This is a genomic window from Peribacillus sp. NPDC058075 (assembly GCF_042885195.1).
Taxonomy (GTDB): Bacteria; Bacillota; Bacilli; order Bacillales; family DSM-1321; genus Peribacillus.
The window spans coordinates 1794355-1809666 of record NZ_JBHVSL010000001.1 but is presented as its reverse complement, the minus strand read 5'-3'; the positions used below and the strand labels follow the sequence as shown (position 1 = coordinate 1809666).

The window sequence follows — 15312 nt, the reverse complement described above, 5'->3', positions numbered from 1 at the left end:
GGGCTGAGCACATGGGAAATGTAGTTTTTCTTGAATTGCTTTAAAGGCTCTCGGTCATTTAATCCTTGTATTCAAGAGAGTGTCCCATTCGATGGTTTAAAAAAGGGGAGGGATATACATGTATTCCTATTTTATTGGTAAACAAAAAGGAGCAAAAATTTTGCTCCTGCATCCAATCTTATTTGTTTTCCTTTTGAATGAATTTTATCTTTTCGATAACGCAGACCATGTATTTTCTAGCCACTTATCAAAGTCTGCTCCTTTTTCACCCTCATAGGTATCATATATATCCATTCTCATCTTCTGGAGTTTCTCTTTGAATTCAGTATATGTGTGATTTTCTGGTAAACTCTTCTTGATCCTGACTAAGATTTTGGTCAATCCTTTAACCAATTCGCCCTTTTTCCTTGCTGGCAATTGGGCATCTTCGCCTAATCTTTTCAATTGACGGTAGGCGGCCTCTTGAACTTTATATACAGAATCACTATTCATGATATGTGTGAGAATGTCGATCACTTGTTTGTTTTTTGACTGTCCTAATTCTTCGATCGCATTCAAACGTTCTCTCCAATTAGATTTGCGATTGGCAGATTTTTTTAATTCCTCATAGTTGGCAGGTAACTCGATACCCTTTGTTTCTTTATTATTCAAATGAATCATTTCTCCTTCTGTCTTTATGTAATCCGGATATCAAGATGTCAATCCGATACTATAATAGTCCCATTACCAAGAATGGTTTATTCCATTCTTCATTATACCCTTTTCCCTATTTTAATATAGTTATATTTCTTAATCATCTGCTGTATCTTCAATCAGTCGGGTACCGGGGGTGCGATGCTTTGCTTCTACAACTTACCTGTGCCTATAGCTAAATAAGTAGCTTTAACAGTAAAAGGCATAAATCCTGTCTGGATTCATGCCCATATAGTTGACTATGAAGTATGCAGATAACCTAGTCCACGTAATGTTTTTTATAATCTGGATGGATAGAAAATTTTTTACGTAAATTGGCTAGGTTTTCACCAAAACTTTCTTCCAATAGTTCTCTATGCTTCTCCATGATTTCCATCAGATACAAATCATGAATCATGACTTCTGTAATAGGCATGACCAAACCTACATGCATGGTCCATGCTGCACGGCTATCTTTACCAAGCGAGACAATGCCTGCTACCACTTCTGAATCATCTCCACTAATAACAAGCCATCGCCCGCCATACTCTTCTGTAATTGCAGAACCCATATAATGAAGGTAAACATTAGCAAAATCACAGACGATTTCCCCATAGGCAATAATTGTTACATTGACTCCTTTGGTTGCTGCCTGTCTTAATTCATACTCTAATTCTTCGAATTCGTCTTCCCAAATCTCTAAGAGTATTCTTTTTTTAGCAGATAATATACAAGCTTTTACCTTATCGAGTATTTCATTGCGTCCCATGATATTCCATATGTTTTCACGGTCATTTGCAGAACGTTCAAACTCCGCTAATGATTTTTCTGCCCGTTCAAAATTCTCTTCTGCTTTTATCCGACGGTTTTTTATTAGTTCCTTTGCAGGTACAGGCGTGTATTGTGGTGTGTTTCCAGGACTAACCAGAATATCTCCTCTTATTGCGAGACTGTCCAGAATTTCATAGATTCTTGAACGTGGTACACCGGAGTTTTTTGCTACGGCATAGCCTGTTAATGGTGATTCTTCCAATAAGGTAAGATATGCTTTCGCTTCATATTCGGTAAAATTTAGATTTTTTAATGTGTCTAAAATGTTTTCTTTCATAATCCCTCCAACACAACCTTAGTCGCTACCTTTGTAACTAATATTTTAACAAAATCTGTTGACGTTTTCCATTTTCATCTAATATACTTACATAAGTAGTTACTTGAGTAGCAACTAATAATGAGTAAGGGAGAAATAGGATGGATAGCTTACTTACATACATATCAATTGTTGCAATGATGGTTATTATACCAGGAGCAGATACTATGCTCTTAGTGAAAAACACACTAAGCCATGGTACAAAAGCAGGACGGTTTACAGTTCTCGGAATGGCAACGGGACTTTCTTTTTGGACGCTTATTGCAATTCTTGGACTATCTGTTGTGATTGCAAAGTCTGTGATTCTTTTCAGTGCAATCAAATATTTGGGAGCTGCCTACTTAATTTATTTAGGGATAAAAAGCTTTTTTGCTAAAAGCGCTTTTTCTTTAAAAGACTTTCAAGCACAAGCTAATACACCTGCAGAGCATTCAAATCGGCATAATAAAGATTCCTTTATGCAAGCATTACTTAATAATATTCTTAATCCAAAGACCGTTTTAGTTTATATTACAATCATGCCGCAATTTATCAATTTGAATGGAAATGTAAACAAGCAATTGATTATATTAGCCTTCATCTTAACCTTACTCGCTGTATTGTGGTTTCTATTTCTTGTTTATCTAATTGATTACGCAAAAAAATGGATGAACAACTCTAAATTCCAGAAAGCATTCCAAAAATCAACTGGCTTAATTTTAATAGGTTTTGGCATAAAAACAGGAATTTAAGTTCATTTACTAACAACGCATCTTATTACTTCTATCCGTTCAGAAATTGAACGGTTTTTTTGTATGTATTTAACGTGCGACCAACATACTGTTTACAAACCTGAACGGATAGTTTTAAAGAAAATTCCAAAATATTCCATTCGTATATAGGGCACTGCATTATTGATCTGCCAATATTTTTTCCGCCTTACATCTTCAATGGAGGATGATCAAGTTTCTAACATAAAAACGTCAGTATTTTCCCATAGGAGAAGAAAATACTGACGTGTAACGTCCTGCTATGAGTTTCAGTATCCTTTCAATCCAAGCCGCAGGCCTTGGCAAGTAATTCAACAAGGTGCATACTTTTGATTTGGTTTGCTGCCCCCTCCCTTTGAATGCCAATGCTCATTTGCATTTGGCAGCCAGGGTTAACCGTCACTACGGTTGTCGCTTTCGTTTCTTTTAAGTTCTTCATTTTATCATCTAGAATTTTCATGGATTCATCAAAGTGAAGAAGATTGTAAATGCCTCCAGATGCACAGCAACGGTCAAACCCTTCCATTTCCACATAAGAAACTCCAGGTATGGATTGCAATAGTAAACGAGGTTCCTTTTGGACCTTTTGAACATTGCGTAAATGACATGAATCTTGATAAGATACTATGCCTTGCCATTCTTCAGTAAAGGGAAGCGGCCCCAATTGATGAAGAATTTGACTGATATCTTTTGATTTTTCCGAAAACGCCCTTGCCGCCCCAGCCCATTCGTGTTCATCTGCCAATAGATGTCCATATTCAAGAAGCGAAGCACCGCAGCCTCCTGCGTTATTTACAATGACATCAGCATCTGTTTGCATGAATGCTTGGATATTCCTCTTTGCCAAGTCTTTCGCTTGTTTTGTTTCACCTTGATGGGAATGCAGTGCACCGCAGCAATTCTGATTTTCAGGGAGAATGACCTCACATCCCGCTATGGTGAGCAGTTCGATGGTAAGACGGTTTATTCGTGACATCATGGAATCCATGATACACCCAGTAAAAAATGCCACCTTTAATTTCGTTTTCCCTTTTGCAGGCATTCTCGTACCTGTCCGGATTCGTTTGGAGGACGGCTCGATGGCAGGAAGCGCTTGTTCTAAATGTGCAAGGGCTGGGGAAACCCTTTGCAGTACATTCGATGTCCGGATAAGCTTGGATAAGCCTGTTTTTTGATACAGATGTACTGCACTTCCAATCCTGTTCATCCGTTTTGGATAGGGAAAAAGATGAACCAATGCCAGTTTTTTGATTTTGGTCATTTTATTTTTTTGGGTTGCTGATGGGGAGTTTTCAATGGCTTCTTTTGCCGCTTCCAGTATATGTCCATATGGGACACCAACAGGACAAGCTGTTTCACAAGCACGACAGCCTAAGCACAGGTCGATCGGTTCAGCCAAGTCTTTTTGGAAATCTATTTTCCCTTCGGCTGCCATTTTCACCAGATTGATTCGACCGCGTGGAGAGGCGGATTCTACACCCATTGATTCATATGTAGGACATGCCGGTAAACAGTAACCGCATTTTACGCATTGGTTTGTCCAATCATATGCATCTGAATATAAATTTTGGACCGCGGCATTTGTCTCGTTCGCTTTGACCGATAGATTCATGTAACCAACACGACCCTTGTCTGGCCTTTATCAGGAAAAATCTTACCTGGATTCAGGATATTATTGGGGTCCCATGCTTCTTTTATTTTTTTCATCATATTCACCCCTGTTATACCTAATTCCATTTCCATATATGGTGACTTTAAAGTACCGATACCATGTTCCCCGGAAAGCGTTCCGCCTAGTTCAATTGCTGCTTCAAAAATTTCACTGACTGCAAGCTCCACTTTTTTCATTTCCGTAATATTTCGTCTATCAGTAATGATATTCGGATGTAAATTGCCATCCCCTGCATGGCCGAATACAACCAAGTTCAACCCGTATTTCTCCCGGATATTGTTTAATCTCTCCATCATCGCCGGTATTTGACTGCGCGGAACGGTTGCGTCTTCAGAAATTTTTGTAGGTCCCATTTGTGTAATGGCCGGGGAGACCATTTTACGCGCACTCCAAATCGTTTGTCGTTCTTCTTCTGTCTCCGCTATCTTGACGTAGGAAGCGCCCTCCGCCCTGCATATATCGGCGCATTTATTGATTTCTTCCTCAATCGCCAATGGGTGACCATCTATTTCTATGATCAAAATGGCTTCTGCCTGAAGTGGCAAACCGGAAGGCCGATAGCTTTCAACAGCACGGATGCAAGCATTATCCATCAATTCCAGGGCAGATGGCAGAATTCCTGACGATAAAATGCTGGTAATGGCATGGCCAGAATCTATCAAATGACTGAAGTGGGCGACAAATGTTTGTTTAGATTGAGGTTTTGGTATTAAGCGGATGATTGCCTCAGTAACGATGCCCAGAGTACCTTCCGATCCCACGATCAATCGTGTCAAATCATACCCTGTTACATTTTTTACGGTCTTTCCGCCAGTACGAATGATTTCACCGGTAGGGGTTACCACCTCCAGGCCTATCACATATTCTTTTGTCGTTCCGTATTTCAACCCCTTTGGCCCGCTGGAGTTTTCTAATAGATTCCCGCCTATAGTGGCTACATTGGAGCTGCTTGGATCCGGCGGATAAAACAAGCCTGCTTCTTCAGCCTTTTTATGAATATTTGCCGTAATTACACCTGGAGAGACAATGGCAAGCATATTTTCCCGATCAATGATCAATTTATCCCGCAAAAGGGTCATATCAAGAACCATCCCCCCTTTTACAGGTAAAGGGCCGCCACTTAGCGAAGTTCCAGATCCTCTAGGGTAAACAGGAATTTTGTGAGTATTAGCCAATTTAATCACTTCACTGATTTCCCCCGCATTTTTTGGCTGTATAACGATTTCAGGTAAATATTCCCCAAAAGAAGCGTCATAGCTATAACAATACCTTTCTGCCAAATCAAGGAACATTCTGTCATCTGGAATTACCTGCCTAAGGTCGTCCAGGGCTTCTTTCTCCATGCTTCTCACTTCCTTTCTTAATAGTAAATTGAAGAAGAACTATTTTTATGTAATATAATGGCATTTTATGATTCTGCTAGATATAATGATGAAGAAAAAAGGAGGCTGTTTTTTTGAAAATCGCACTGATTCACGCAACCACAACTGCACTACAACCAATTGAAGTGGCCTTTCGGACTGTTGCTCCGAACATTGAACTCCTTCATTTCATGGACACGGGTCTTCTCGCCTTGATGGAAAAGAGCGGCAAGTTGACTCCGGAAATCATCCGACGCTTTTCTGCATTAATGAATATAGCCTATGAATCTGATGTTTCATGCATCCAACTTACTTGCTCTGCTTTTAATGACGTCACTTCAATCTTACAACCTCTATACCCCGTAAAGTTATTTCGTTCAGATGAGGCCATGCTTGATGAAGCGCTTAATTATGCGAGCATCGGCCTGGTATCAACCGTAAAAGAAACGCCGATTGCCCTTCAAAATTACTTATTAAATAAGAATCCTGACTGTTTGATCGAATCAGTGGTGGATCCCGGGATCATCCATTTATTATCACAAGGAAAAAGAAAGGAACATGACGATCGGGTTAAAAAGATGGTGGAACAATTGGATGGAAAGACAGAAGTGATTTTGCTTTCACAATATAGTATGGAACATATCGCAAAGCAGGTTAATCCCTCTGTCCCTGTCCTAACGGCTCCACTATTGGCTGCTAAAAGGTGTGTGGCTCATTTGAATGGAACGATTGGATGAGTTTTCTTCGTAATATCAGAACTTAGCCAGCATGATTGTTTGTCACATCATTCTTCTCATTTTTAACCGTTCGTATGATGGGAACCACCAAAAACTTTCCCGACACCTTGAATTTTTTCAAGTATGACGATTAGAAGGACTGATATGAAAATAACCACGCTTGACACGGATGCAACGATTGGATTGTAGGCATCCTGCATTTGCGAGAATATTTCGATCGGCAGCGTTCTCATTTCCGGTGATACCATAAAGAGAGAGACCGTTACATTATCAAATGATGTCAAAAATGCGAATAATCCCCCTGAGATGGCCGCTGATCCAATTAGCGGCAGAGTCACTTTCATGAATACTGTTAATGGATTCGCTCCAAGTATCGCCGCAGCTCGTTCGAGATTATAATCAAATCCACTTAAACCGGTTAATACGAGCCGCATAACATATGGTATGCAAATGACGATATGGGCAATTAAAAATCCCGTCGAGGTTCCAGCAAGCATCATTGGTGTAAAGTACATTAAAAGTGCTATCCCTAAGACTAATTGCGGTACACTTAATGGAGAAGTTAAAAGGGCCGTAATATACGATTTACCCGGAATATCATACTTTGCGATGCCAAGGGCGCCTAAAGTTCCGAATATGACGGAGAAAAGGGCAGCTAATGCTGCGAACTTCGCACTGTTCAAAAAGGCTTCCAAAAATTCAGGACGCTCCAAGATCTTGGCATACCATTGCAGTGAGAAGCCTTCAGCCGGAAAACTTGGATAATTGGCACTTGTAAAAGAAGCGGGAATAACGACAATGAGCGGTATCAAGATATAGATAATGGCCAATACGGCTACGGCAATCCGAAGGCCGCCAAACGTTTTCATCATCGGAATACCTCCTTGAATTTCCCTTTTTCAAATACTCTGGTAAAGACGGCGACTGATATGACAGTGGTTGCTAATAGAATATAAGAAAGAGCAGATCCGAATGTCCAATGCAGCAGGTTATTTATTTGATCATAAATGACAACAGGCATCACTGGCACATTGGCTCCCCCCATTAGTGCAGGCGTAACATAAGCACTCATTGATAAACTGAATACGAGAATGCAGCCCGATACGATACCAGGGATACTTAGCGGCAATGTAATCGAAAAGAACCTTCTGAATGGGCTTGCCCCAAGTATCGCTCCTGCCTTATCCAGAGAAGGATCGATATTATAAAGACTTGCAACGATGGATAAGATCATGAAAGGAAGATATGCATTGGAAAGCCCTATCACAACTCCGATTTCCGAAAACAATAGTTTCAATGGTGCATTTATTATGCCAAGGGCCATCAAGGTTTGATTAATCGTTCCGTTAGGCAATAGCAAGAGGTACCAGCCAAAGTTACGGACAACTATACTCACCAAAAGCGGTGAAACGATCAAGAGAGTAATATACCCTCTGATCCGCGCTGAACTTTTGGCCATCGTCAAGGCTACCGGATATCCAAGAAATAAAGCAACCAAGACCGAATATAAACTGATCTTCACTGTCAGCCATAAAGAAGATAAGTAATAGCTATCAGTAAATAATTGTGTATAGTTTTTTAAGCTATAAACTGCCTCGGCTCCACCAAGATTATCTGTTGAGATGAAGCTTAAATATAAAATGTATAACATCGGTATGACAAAAAAACCAAATATGAAAAGCAGAATCGGCGTTAAAAGAAGTAATCCCGGCACCCAGACTTTCCTTTTCTTGATTTTAGGTTCCTTTTGCGGTTCAATAGGATTCGTCTCCTGTTCTATTTCTTGACTAGCATAACTTCTGATGGGCTCCATCCAATTAACACCTCACTTCCATTTTGCCATGATGAATCAAATGCGGAAGTCAATACTTGAATACTTTTCCCATGTAATAGAACATTGATTTCCCAAGAGGTACCCAGATAGTTAATTTGGCTGATCTTAGCTTGTTGGAAATCCAATGGAGAGGCAGATTTTTCATCAAGAGAAACAATTTGCAGTTTTTCCGGTCTAATATAAAGCTTCACCTCATCACCGGTTTTCAAATCACTATCATTTCCCATGATGTTGTTAGCATCGACATGAGTGATATTAGATCCGATCTTGACTGAAACTTTCCGCTTATCCACAGCAGACACATTCCCTTCAAAACAATTCGATTTCCCGATGAATTGAAACACGAATTCGGTCTTGGGATGGTTGTAAATCTCAGTCGGAGTACTGATTTGTTCAATTTTCCCTGCATTCATGACCACGACCCGATCAGACATGGAAAGAGCTTCTTCTTGATCATGAGTCACAAAAATGGTCGTTACGCCAATTTCCTTTTGTAAACGCTTTATTTCGGCCCTGAGTTCATGGCGCAGCTTTGCATCAAGGTTTGAAAGCGGTTCGTCAAGCAAAAGGAGCTCCGGTTCCACTACAAGTGCCCTGGAAATCGCAACACGCTGACGCTGACCTCCAGATAATTCCCTTGGATAACGATTTTCCAATCCTGACATTTTCACTAATTCAAGCGCTTTACTTATTTTCTTTTTTTGCTCAGCTTTACCGACCTTGCGCAGTTTCAAGCCAAAACTTAGATTTTCATAAACTGTCATATGAGGAAAAAGCGAATAAGTTTGAAAAACCATACCTAAATCTCGCTTATAAGGCGGAACCTTCGTAACATTATGGCCCTTAATATGAACCTCGCCCCGATCTGCATCGAGGAACCCTGCAATGAGGTTCAAGGTTGTGGACTTTCCGCACCCTGAAGGCCCAAGAAGAGTGAGTAACTCTCCTTGTTTCACCTCCAGGTCGATGCCATTCAGGACAACATTCGCTCCAAATTGTTTAAACGCGCCTTTTATCTCTACATCATTTTTATTTGATCCTGTCCCCTGAACTGCCTCCAGGTGCTGCCTATTCATTTCCACTTCTTTTTTTAATACTTCCATGTGATCAACACGCTCCTTTTATTTGAGTTTTTTCCCTAATTCAGGAGTAACCTCTTTCGCCCATCTGTCTGACACCTCGGCACGGATCTCTGCAAACTTGGCGAAATCAGGTTTGAATGTTTTATCACTTTCTTTAAGGCCGATTGACTCTTCATATTTTTCTGAAATTTTCATTCCCTCTACCGTCGGATAAAATCCTTTTTCGGAAATTAACGCTTGCGCTTCTTCACTGATTACATAGTTGATGAATTCAAGGGCTTCTTTGCTATTAGGCGTATTTTTCACGAGACCAGCACTAAAAGCTTGAAGCGGTACACCTTCTTTAGGCACGGCCATCTTAATGGGAATACCTGAAACGGCTAGTTCGCCTATGGAATAGCTTCCCATGACCGTTACGTCAGCAGCTCCTTGTTGGACAGCTGGCATCATTTGTGTTGAGTTTTTATAAAAAGTATTGGAATAAGCTGCAAGATCTTTAGCCTTTTCTAGACCTGGCTCCATATCTTCCGTACTCCCGCCGTTTGAAATCGCTAGACCATTAAGGGTATTGAAGCCCCAATCATTTGTAATATCTGAAAATGCCGTTTTACCCTCGTACTCAGGAGAGACAAGATCATTCCATGATTCAATGGATTTTAACCCTTTCTTTTTAAAGGTTTCCGTATTATAAGCTGGTGCAATGACTAAACCGAATGCTGGCGCGGCCGCCTTTTCAAGCGGAATGAAACGTGGATCCACAGACTTCATATTGGGAACATTGGACTCATCAATCGGTACGATCAGTTCCTTCTCCTTAGCGCGAATTACATCAACCGGAACAAAAAGGGCAACATCTATTTGTGGAGCGTTTTTCTGTAATTCCACTTTGGATAGGATTTCACCTGATAAACCGGAAATATAATTAACAGTGATTCCCGTTTCTTCTTTGAACTTTGGTGCAATCACATCCCGGATGGCACTTTCAATGACACCGCCATTCCCGGCTATCGTAATTTTCTTCTCTCCTTTTTCCCCTGCACTCGTTTGTACGGATTCCCCCGGTTTTTGCGGAGTGGGATTCCCACAACCCGCAAGAGCGATCAATACTATTATTGATAATAGACTCATCAGTTTTTTCATAGTCATTTCCTCCCGTTTTTCATTGATTTTCAATAATTCCTTGTTCGGTAAAATAATTCATGGCTCCTGGATGAAAATCTAGTGGAACTTGTTTGGTTGCTTCCTCTATTGAAATATCAGAAGCAGCGGGATGTGTATGCTGCAGTTCAGGCAGATGTTCATATAATGTTTTCACTAGAATGTATGCATGAGTGTCAGACATTTCCTTGTAGGTTACCAAGACATTTTTAATTGAAATAGTTTGGACATCTGTTTTCATTCCCCTGTATGTATCTCTGGGAATTTCATCAACCGTATAAACTCCATATTGTTTCTGAAGACGTTCAATGATATCTCCTGGTATGGGAATGAAAGATAGCTCCATCTGCTTGGATATGAAAGCGATTTCATTATTCGGAATTCCCGAAGAAAAGAAAGCTGCATCAATGGTACCATTTCGTAATGCTTCTGCGGATTGAGAAAAAGAAAGATAGGATAAATTCAATTGATCAGTCGGTAAATCAGATTCTAACAGTATCCGCTCTGCAATAAGCCTTGTACCGCTTCCTGCCGTTCCCACACTAATGCGTTTACCAACTAAATCTTCTAAGGAATCCATATCATTTTGTTTAGCAGTAACAATTTGAACATAATTGGAATATAAGGCCGTTAAAGCTCTTAACTTGGATTTATCCGTTTCAGGCAAATCCAGTACATCCACTGAGGTAAAACCAATTTCTGCCCGATGGCGGCTAACTAATTCAGTATTTTCGATGGAAGCTTCGGTTACCTGGGTTCCTGACACAGCACCATTATATTTTTCATACATATTTGATAATCTTTGTCCTAATGAAAAATAAACACCTGTCATATCTCCAGTTCCAATGATTAGCATCCTATTATTTAAATCCTGTCCTTCAGAAGTTAGTTGACTCTGAATCAAGGTAGAAGCAGGTGTAGATATTTCCTGCTGCTCATTCATAAAAGAACATCCTGTCATGAAACAAAATAACAAAGCGACTTTTATAAAGAGTGCTCCATTCTTCATCGTGGCCCTCCTTTCTTAATGAATTTAGATGCAAATATCATGCCAAGTCGATTTTCAGCTTTAATACGCAAATCCTGCCGATTTCTTGGAAGTTATTCAAGTATAAACCGGCAATTTTTTCCGGTTACCCAGAAAAAATTGCCGATTAATACGATAATCCTGTTATTCTCCCTTTGAAATGAGCTTGATTTTATCACGAAGGCTTCTTTCAGAAATTTTTAAGATTTGAGCTGTTTTTTGTCGATGGTTTTTACAGTATTGAAGAGTGGCCGTTATGACCTTTACTTCTATCTCTTTCATGGAAATGCCAATCGGAATCCTAAAACTGTTAAAATCATCTTCATTGCCATCCGGCTGGAGAATGAACTTTTGTTCTTGTACATATTGCGGCAAGTCTGTTTCTTCCATTCTTTTCGAGTTTGATAGGGCAACGGCATATTCTATAATGTTACCAAGCTCACGGACATTCCCAGGATAATGATAATCTAGTAAAATCCGACGTGCGGCTGCCGAAAACGTCTTATCTTCACGATTCATATCCTTAGCATGCTTTTTTATAAAATAATCCATAAGGATCGGTAAATCTTCTTTTCTATCTCTTAGAGGCGGCATCAAGATGGGAATGACATTTAGCCTGAAATACAAATCCTCCCTAAATTCGCCTTCCATCACCATTTGCTCCAGGTTTTTATTGGCTGCACTTATAATACGGACATCCAATGAGATTTTTGTATTGGACCCAAGAGGCGTCACCTCCCGTTCCTGCAATACTCGTAATAATTTGGCTTGAAGTGGGAGGGGCATTTCACTAATCTCATCGAGAAAAAGGATGCCTCCATCAGCAGCAACGAATTTCCCTTCCTTCCTCTGAGTTGCACCGGAAAATGCCCCCTTCTCATAACCAAACAATTCAGATTCCAGCAGCATCTCAGGAATTGCTGCACAATTGACAATCTGCATGGGATTGTTTTTCCTTCTTCCCAGTGTATGGATGTTTCGGGCTACAAGCTCCTTTCCAGTACCACTTTCACCCGTGATAAGAACACTGGAATCAATATCTTTCACTCTTTCGATCATTGAGAAAATACGCTGCATCGCCCTGCTGTTACCAAGGAAGTTACCAAATCCCTTTTGAATCTCCAATTCTTCATGCAATGTCTCCAATTGATTGGACATCTGTTTGAATTCGGCTGCCCTCATCAAGAGCAAAGAAAGCTCTTCTATATTAATTGGCTTTTCAATATAGTAGTAGGCGCCTTTTTTTATGGCCTCAATGGAAGTTTCAATGGATGAATAGGCAGTCATCATGATGACCGTTACGTTAGGTGCGATTTGTTTGATTTTCTGCAGGACATCAAGTCCACTTCTATTTCCTATTCTTAAATCAAGTAACACAATATCAAAGTGTTGATTGTCAATCTTTAGAAGACCCTCATCGGGGTCAGTAGTTGTCACGACTTGATAGGAATCTTCCAATGCAAAGCTAAGAGCGGTGCAAATAGCAGGTTCATCATCAATCACCAATACGTGCATTTTCATATTACTCCTCCTCTTTCCAGGCATCTATTCGATATGTAAAGGTAGTAAAATGGTGAATTTCGTTCCTGAATTAGGATAACTTTTCACATGGATATCTCCGTTATTTTCTTTAATGAGCCTATACGATAACGTAAGTCCCAAACCGACTCCCTTTTCTTTATTTGTGAAAAAAGGTTCGAAAATATGGTTCAGATCTTCCTGTTTCATCCCTTTTCCCGTATCGGATATGGTAATCCGCCCTGTCTTTTCGTTCTCTTTATCAATGGTGATTTTAATGGTCTTATCCTTTGTTTCTTCAACGGCATCAATCGAATTCAATACCAAGTTAAGAAGTACTTGTTGAATTTGTTGTAAATCTATATAAAAAATAAGGTCCTCTTCAATCGTCTGCTCGAAATTTATTTGTTTTTTTTCCATGGTCACCTTATGAAAAGCAAGTAATGATATAAGTTCATGAGCGTGGCAATTTGTTATATTTGGCGGACGCGGACGCGCATATTCAATTAAATCGGTAACAATCCCATTCAAACGATTAACTTCAGTAGGCAAGTGCTCCATTAGAACTTGTCGGAATTGACGATTATCATACTTACTCGGAAGTAAATCAATGAATGTTTTAATCGATGTCAAAGGATTCCTTATTTCATGTGCGACACCTGCAACTAGTTGACCAAGAGCGTGAAGCTTTTCTTGTGTGACCAACTTTTTCTCTAATGTTTTCTTTTCCGTTTCATCACTCATGGAAAGCAAGTATCCGGTTTGTATATCTTCAGAATTGAACATCTTATGCATCGAATATGATATCACCTTCTGTTCATTTTCCTCATTAAGTACCAAGATTCGAAAAGAACCCGTACGATTATTCTCACTTTGTTCTTGATGTAAAGCTTCGAAATTCTTCATTAATTGCGAATGATTCATAAAATTCAGAATCATTTCCTTGGAAATGTTGAGAATGTCCGATGCCTTTGCATTGCAGCTGGTAATCATGAAATCGAGATCGAATGTAATGATTCCATTATTGATATTGTTTAAGATTTGATCTTTGAATGCTTCAGCGTTAGCGATGTTTTGCTTTTGTTTCTCTAAATCCTTATTTAATAAATGTAATTTTAACGTCTGGTTATGAACGGATTTTTTTAGTTTTTGATTCCATATGTAAATGATTAGAAGGATAAGGGCTACTGCAGTTAAGCTGATGATCAACCAGAATATGAATTGCTCCAGCCTGGCAATTTTTTGATTGGATTGTGGCATGACCCATTTATCAATTATCCCATTGATATTTCGATTTGCTTTAAGTTCAGTGAGTGTATTATCCATCATGAAAAGAAGGGATTGATTCCCTTTTTTTACTGCAATCGTATAATCCGCCGGTTCAATGACTTCATCAAGAATGATGTAATTCTTTTCTTGGCGGAACTTTTTCAAATAGAAATCAGCAGTCCATTTGTTTCCGATGAATACATCTGCACGGTTGTTCAATAAGGTTAAAATACCCGAGTATTGATTCGAAACGGTCGTTAAATTTGTATTCCTCATATTGAGAAAAGTACTGATTACTGGAGTGGTATGGTCAAGGACAACATGTGAATCACGTAGATCCGTTAACGTATGAATTTCCTGCTTCTTATTACTAGGAATGATTATGGATTGGGACATTGTAAAATAGGATTGAGTGAAATCAAGTTGGTTATCTTTTTCGGTATTATAGGTACTTCCAACAATTGCATCAATTGTCCCGTTACTTAAGGCTTTTTCGGCTTCTTCCATCCTCATCGGAATATATTTGAAATCTAAGCCATTATATTTTGCTATTTCCTCCATTAAATCAATATTGATGCCTGTAAGCTCACCAGCTTCATTTTCAAATGAAAATGGAGGAAGAGCACGTTCTCCAGCAATTATAAAAGTCTTTTGTTCAGCAAAAACAGCGGGAGACCAAAGCGATTGAACAAAGACTATCAAGCAAAATATACTTAGTTTAAACAGCTGCTTTTTAATTAAAGAACCCTCCTTCTGTGTCAAAATCCTTGCAGTCAGTGTTTCTCGGTTAATACTCCATGATAATATACTTCTCCAATCAAGGCTTGAACCCTTTAAAATGCTAAGAAATCTTGACACAATCTAACAATTTCCTACAAAAAGTGTATGATTCTGTCTTACCAAATACATATACCCCCAGCAAGTTTTGCTGAGGTTTAGGTATTGGAATAGACTATTTATTTTAATTAATAAGAAGGCAGACTGCAGCCAAACTCGATGAAAATCGAGTTTGGCTGCAGTTTTTTTTGGCTTATACATATTTGGGGGTTGATTTTCAATTCAGGTACCCGCTCCAATCAACTATGT

At 39.4% G+C, this 15312-nt stretch carries 13 protein-coding genes; 2 read left to right on the top strand and 11 right to left on the bottom strand.

From position 1 onward, the window contains the following. Window positions 1-204: 204 nt before the first annotated feature. Both ACFVS1_RS08960 and ACFVS1_RS08955 read right to left on the bottom strand, forming a co-directional pair. A complete protein-coding gene (locus ACFVS1_RS08960; protein ID WP_352923455.1) occupies window positions 205-660 on the bottom strand; it encodes a HEAT repeat domain-containing protein in 456 nt (151 codons plus the stop codon). 292 nt (window positions 661-952) lie between these two features. Next, window positions 953-1780, bottom strand: coding sequence for a TrmB family transcriptional regulator (locus tag ACFVS1_RS08955; RefSeq protein WP_387546517.1), 828 nt, complete (start codon window positions 1778-1780; stop codon window positions 953-955). Between the two features lie 140 nt (window positions 1781-1920). Between ACFVS1_RS08955 and ACFVS1_RS08950 the strand changes: the two genes are divergently transcribed. After that, the gene (locus tag ACFVS1_RS08950; protein ID WP_387546514.1) at window positions 1921-2550 is read left to right on the top strand and encodes a homoserine/threonine efflux transporter; all 630 of its coding nucleotides are present in this window, start codon (window positions 1921-1923) and stop codon (window positions 2548-2550) included. A gap of 298 nt (window positions 2551-2848) precedes the next feature. Here ACFVS1_RS08950 and ACFVS1_RS08945 read toward each other — a convergent pair whose 3' ends face one another. After that, window positions 2849-4180 carry a (Fe-S)-binding protein gene (locus tag ACFVS1_RS08945; RefSeq protein WP_387546512.1) on the bottom strand — a complete coding sequence of 444 codons (1332 nt, stop codon included), beginning with the start codon at window positions 4178-4180 and terminating at the stop codon, window positions 2849-2851. Next, window positions 4177-5583, bottom strand: coding sequence for an FAD-binding oxidoreductase (locus tag ACFVS1_RS08940; RefSeq protein ID WP_352923444.1), 1407 nt, complete (start codon window positions 5581-5583; stop codon window positions 4177-4179). Before ACFVS1_RS08940 ends, ACFVS1_RS08945 begins: the two co-directional genes overlap by 4 nt. A gap of 113 nt (window positions 5584-5696) precedes the next feature. Here ACFVS1_RS08940 and ACFVS1_RS08935 point away from each other — a divergent pair, with 113 nt between their 5' ends. Next, window positions 5697-6338: a hypothetical protein gene (locus tag ACFVS1_RS08935; protein ID WP_387546508.1), complete on the top strand. Its 642-nt coding sequence runs from the start codon at window positions 5697-5699 to the stop codon at window positions 6336-6338. 62 nt (window positions 6339-6400) lie between these two features. On the opposite strand, the gene ACFVS1_RS08930 is transcribed toward ACFVS1_RS08935, so the two are convergent. The 7 genes from ACFVS1_RS08930 to ACFVS1_RS08900 form a co-directional block, all read right to left on the bottom strand. Then, window positions 6401-7207, bottom strand: a complete 807-nt coding sequence (locus ACFVS1_RS08930; protein WP_094246734.1) for an ABC transporter permease — start codon at window positions 7205-7207, stop codon at window positions 6401-6403. Further along, window positions 7207-8151 (bottom strand): ABC transporter permease, encoded by a 945-nt coding sequence (locus tag ACFVS1_RS08925; RefSeq protein ID WP_352923438.1) that lies wholly within the window; start codon window positions 8149-8151, stop codon window positions 7207-7209. Before ACFVS1_RS08925 ends, ACFVS1_RS08930 begins: the two co-directional genes overlap by 1 nt. Beyond that, window positions 8115-9248, bottom strand: coding sequence for an ABC transporter ATP-binding protein (locus tag ACFVS1_RS08920; protein WP_387549260.1), 1134 nt, complete (start codon window positions 9246-9248; stop codon window positions 8115-8117). The genes ACFVS1_RS08925 and ACFVS1_RS08920 overlap by 37 nt, the downstream gene beginning before the upstream one ends. Before the next feature lie 45 nt (window positions 9249-9293). Next, window positions 9294-10394 carry an ABC transporter substrate-binding protein gene (locus ACFVS1_RS08915; protein WP_352923436.1) on the bottom strand — a complete coding sequence of 367 codons (1101 nt, stop codon included), beginning with the start codon at window positions 10392-10394 and terminating at the stop codon, window positions 9294-9296. A gap of 19 nt (window positions 10395-10413) precedes the next feature. Next, complete coding sequence (locus tag ACFVS1_RS08910) at window positions 10414-11421, bottom strand: TAXI family TRAP transporter solute-binding subunit (protein ID WP_352923433.1); 1008 nt, start codon at window positions 11419-11421, stop codon at window positions 10414-10416. Window positions 11422-11583: 162 nt separating this feature from the next. Further along, window positions 11584-12960, bottom strand: a complete 1377-nt coding sequence (locus ACFVS1_RS08905) for a sigma-54-dependent transcriptional regulator (RefSeq protein WP_387546503.1) — start codon at window positions 12958-12960, stop codon at window positions 11584-11586. A gap of 24 nt (window positions 12961-12984) precedes the next feature. Next, window positions 12985-15084, bottom strand: coding sequence for a transporter substrate-binding domain-containing protein (locus ACFVS1_RS08900; protein ID WP_387546500.1), 2100 nt, complete (start codon window positions 15082-15084; stop codon window positions 12985-12987). Window positions 15085-15312: the final 228 nt, after the last annotated feature.